At 44.5% G+C, this 4,528-nt stretch carries 4 protein-coding genes; 3 read left to right on the top strand and 1 reads right to left on the bottom strand.

Annotation, left to right across the window (positions count from 1 at the left end; all coding sequences use genetic code 11):
- Positions 1–769, top strand: a 769-nt coding sequence (locus GRP75_RS19690) for a M42 family metallopeptidase (RefSeq protein WP_160790131.1), incomplete at its 5' end; no start/stop codon positions are given.
- Positions 770–868: 99 nt separating this feature from the next.
- On the opposite strand, the gene GRP75_RS19685 is transcribed toward GRP75_RS19690, so the two are convergent.
- On the bottom strand, positions 869–1,585 hold the full coding sequence (locus GRP75_RS19685; protein ID WP_160790130.1) for a metal-dependent hydrolase: 717 nt from the start codon (positions 1,583–1,585) through the stop codon (positions 869–871).
- A 438-nt stretch (positions 1,586–2,023) separates the two neighbouring features.
- On the opposite strand from GRP75_RS19685, the gene exlX reads away from it, so the two are divergent.
- Positions 2,024–2,737, top strand: coding sequence for an expansin ExlX (gene exlX, locus GRP75_RS19680; protein WP_160790129.1), 714 nt, complete (start codon positions 2,024–2,026; stop codon positions 2,735–2,737).
- 225 nt (positions 2,738–2,962) lie between these two features.
- The coding region (locus GRP75_RS19675; protein WP_160790128.1) for a cache domain-containing protein at positions 2,963–4,528 on the top strand (1,566 nt) is incomplete at its 3' end.

Raw genomic sequence — 4,528 nt, 5'->3', positions numbered from 1 at the left:
GACTCCAAAAGGCCCAGTTATCGGTGTAGTTGGCTCTGTCTCGCCTCATTTGCTGGATGAATCGCAACGCAGCAAACCTATGGACATCAAGCATATGTATCTGGATATCGGCGTAGACAGCAGACAAGAAGCGCAAGATCTGGGGATCGTACCAGGAACGGCCATTGCGCCGATCTGTGATTTCACTCCACTGGCAAATCCTAAAAAAATCATGGCTAAAGCATGGGATAACCGCTACGGTGTAGGCTTGGCTATTGAACTGCTTGAAGCATTACATAAAGAAAAAGACAAGCTTCCCAATACATTGTATGCAGGGGCCACTGTTCAAGAAGAAGTGGGACTGCGTGGTGCACGCACAGCGGCCAATCTGATTCAGCCGGATATATTCTTTGCACTGGATTGCAGTGCAGCCAACGATATGGGCGGCGACCCGAATGCTTACGGGCACCTCGGTAAAGGCGCACTGCTGCGGGTATTTGATCCAGGTATGATTACACATCGCGGGATTGTGGAGTACGTGCAAGACATGGCGGAAACTCACAAAATCAAGTATCAATATTTCATCTCCACAGGGGGAACCGATGCAGGTCAAGTGCACTTGAGCGGAATTGGCGTGCCATCCACTGTCATAGGCATCTGTGGACGATACATCCATACTTCCTCGTCAATTATTCACACTGATGATTATGATGCAGCCAAAGAGCTGATCATCAAGCTGGTTCAAAATCTGGATCGTACAACGCTGAATACCATTATTGAACGAGCCTAAGTTGTAATCGAGAATCGCAATCTATAAAAAAACAGTCAAGACACGTACAACGTGCATTGACTGTTTTTTTAATTTAATAGAAACAAAAGATAGAATATATCAAATCAAATGCTTATAACGAAGCAAAGCAATCACTACAAGTACAGTAGTTAAAGCAATACAGACGTTTTCTATCTTAGCTCCCTTCCGGGTTCCGGTACTCATCAATTTAAATCGCAGCTTCCATTTGAACGGCGGCAAAGGTTTAATTCCATTATTCGTCAAGGAATCTGCCAGTAAATGCAGCAAATATGCCATACCTCCAGCCAGCCATATGCTGTCACCGTGCAAACGTGTCGTACCATAAAGCAGCGCAGTCCATGCGACTGTCCCGTATACCGTATGTGTCAACCCTCGGTGTGGGACTAACGTACAAATGATCAGCAGACACCCGGCGATATAATTCCACGGTGCATATGATTCTCCATACCAGGCTAGGCCGATACCAATTAGAAAGATAATAACCTTGCGCATGGATCGTGAAGGCATAAAAGAAGCACTGATCATCAGCAAAGCCAACACAAGATTCCATGGCGGTGGAGCCAAACGGGTGAAAAAAACCCAACCAGCAGCCCCAATCATTAGAAGCTGTACGAGCCTAAGCATTTGGGTTGGTAGCGCTCGGCTCACGAGCATGGAGTTAGGCTCGTCAATATCCGGCAACAGTGAACCGACCACAGCAGCTGCCACGGCAGCCGGGGTCACTTCGTATCCACTTAGAGCTAATACCGACAGGGAGACCCCGGTTCCAATAATCAAATGGGCTCTTCCCATCATGGTGCAAAACATCCTTTCGTTGCAGCATACAACAGAGTTCAACATCACTCCATTTGAATCAGCATGATTCGATTGTATACGACAAACAAAAGGAGAACAATAGTTCGCTTATTCTATTTAAAAGACTTCATTCAAAAGTCCTAGTTTCGTCCCCATTATTAACCCCCTCCTCTGTGCTTACTCTCCAGTCAGCCCTGCCCTCTGTTATAAGGCTACATCTTCCTGACCTTATCGCGGCTGCCCTGCAAACCTTCTGCGAAAAAGAGCACAGTTCAACCATTTCCCAAAAAACAAGACATATGGCCTATGAGTATGTTGACAAACATCTTCAATATTTTCTTTTTGCCTCAAAGTCCTATTGTACAATTTGAAATATTAGGTAATATAGTGTTTATATTTACTATATGAATCTATTAAATGAATAAGGAGGAAATGATTATGCAAAAAAAATCGACGTTCCGAAAGTTCAAAACCATCGGTCTGACATCGTTGCTAAGTCTTGTATTATTCGCCCTTCCCGCTTCAGCTGCTTGGAATGATACATACACGGGGTACGCCACATATACGGGATCAGGTTACTCTGGAGGGGCATTACTGCTTGATCCCATCCCTTCGGATGCCAAAATTACAGCGCTTAACCGCACACAACTGAATTATAACGGAATCAAAGCTGCATTAGCTGGAGCCTATTTGGAAGTTCAAGGTCCCAAAGGGAAAACAACCGTATATGTAACTGATCTTTACCCTGAAGGTCCAAGTGGCGCGCTCGATCTGTCCCCAAACGCGTTCAACCTGATTGGAAATCAAATAGACGGAAAAATCAATATTTCATGGAAAGTTGTCAAAGCTCCGGTTAACGGCAATGTCTCCTACCGCATTAAAGAAGGCAGCAGCCAATGGTGGGCAGCCATTCAAGTACGCAATCATAAATATCCGGTCTTGAAGATGGAAGTCCAACAAAACGAACAATGGCTCAATCTCGAAAAACAGGATTACAACCACTTTCTAGGCACTAACTTAGGAAAACAACCTCTGAAAATACGGATTACGGACATTCGCGGTGTCGTGCTGAACGATACAATCCCAGCTCTAGCGGAAAATGGTACAGGCGGAGCCTATATCGTTAAAGGTAACGTTCAATTTCCTGACTAATTGCAGTACCGTCATCTTTCCTTCTTTTATTTGAATAGACAAACCCGGCCGGGAATCGACGCAATCCAATGCGTATAAGTGTTCCTGGCCTTTTTACGAAAAAATTATTATTTTTCACAAAGAATCGGTTTGTTCACTGTCCTGTTCACAAGATCACACGTATAATGAATACATAAATAGGGTGTACTTTACAGCTACGTGCACACAGACAGGAGGCCTGTTCATATGAGCAATTTCAAAAAGCATCACAAGCTTCACAGCAAATTGCTGGTCAGCATTACGTTATGTATTACGCTAACGTTGCTGGTATCCACCACTGTGTATTATTTTTACTATATTCGCGTGGAGAAGGAGCAGGCATTCGAGGCCAATCACAACAGCTTGACGTTGAGAAGCAGAGAGGTTATTAACATGACATCTATTGCTCAATCGTTGGCATTCCAAATGTATCGCAGCAGTACCCTGTCCAAGTTGTTGTATTATCCAAAACCTAATGTATATGATGTAACCGCTGCCATGACCGAATTGAACAATTATCTTAATTCCATGCCGTATATCGAATCCATCTACGTGTTTAACCCTAAAAGCGGCACCTTCTACATTGCGTCCTCACAAGGTCAAAACGGGCTATTCAGCAAACATGAACTGGCTGATACAGATATCATTCGCGTGCTGGATCATTATCAGGACTATAAACCCTTTACGCCTATTCCACGCACGTATCCGCTGCTGTCTGCCTCAGACTCCAGAGCTGAAGTAGAGCAAGCAAGCCCAGATATCGCAGCCTATACGTATTTATGTTATGACGCAATTAACTCGAACGAAGCAATAAATTCGGCTGTGATTGTGAATGTGTCGGCGGCCTGGATGAACAAGGAAATGGCGGCGAATCCAATCTCAGGCGGGACCGCTTATATTTTAGACGATCAGGGCAGACTGTTGTCTGGTACAACATTGACAGACGAAACTTTGAACGAAAAAGAACAGCTATGGCTGCACACGAGAGTCAAAAAACAAGAAACAGGCTATTTTGTAGAAGACTTTCATGGTAAAAGATCACTCATTTCCTACACCTCTCCGGATGGACTAGGTTGGCAGTATATTAGTGTCACACCGTATGAAAGCGTTATCAAAATGGCAAGTGTTATTCGTAATGCAATGTTACTGATAGCCGCCATCATTGCATTGGCAGGATTCGTGGCTTCGTGGCTGCTGTCCAAAATGCTGTATACGCCTATTGGCCAAATTGTTGTGCATATGAATTCACTGGAATCGGAGAAACGAAACAGTATGTACACGATCCGGCAAAACATTTTGAAAAATGTGATCCGGGGAATCCGAAATCTTCCTACCGGTGAAGAACCGGAACGATTGCGCGAGCTTGGGATTACGTTCCAGTTTGACAAAGACTACCGCCTTGTGCTGCTGCGCATAGATGAATATACCCGATGGCAAAGCGAACGTGGACCTGATCTGCTACCCTATAAGTTTGCAATCATGAACATTGCTTCTGAAATATGCGGACAGACGTACCAGGTGGAGACCGTTGATATGGATGAGGACAGTGTACTGCTGATGCTTAACATTCTCGATCCCGCAGAACATACAGACACTGTACTGCTAGAAACCTTATTACGCCAAATACGTGAAGCTTGCTTTGAATATTTGAAGCTGAGTGTTTCATTAACTTACAGTGCCATCACGAGTCAACCAGAACGGCTGCATCTGCTGTACCGCCAAGTACAAGACGCATCTGTGCCCCTGAAAAAATCGGTGCATAGATGCGTCTTG

The sequence above is a fragment of the Paenibacillus sp. OT2-17 genome (assembly GCF_009827695.1).
Classification (GTDB): domain Bacteria; phylum Bacillota; class Bacilli; order Paenibacillales; family Paenibacillaceae; genus Paenibacillus; species Paenibacillus polymyxa_B.
Note: the sequence above shows the minus strand (reverse complement) of the source record. Positions and strands in the feature narration are given on the sequence as shown.

Coding starts and splice junctions, on each gene's coding strand:
- GRP75_RS19685 (WP_160790130.1), bottom strand. CDS start 1,585: ATGATGGGAAGAGCCCATTTGATTATTGGAACCGGGGTCTCCCTGTCG.
- exlX (WP_160790129.1), top strand. CDS start 2,024: ATGCAAAAAAAATCGACGTTCCGAAAGTTCAAAACCATCGGTCTGACA.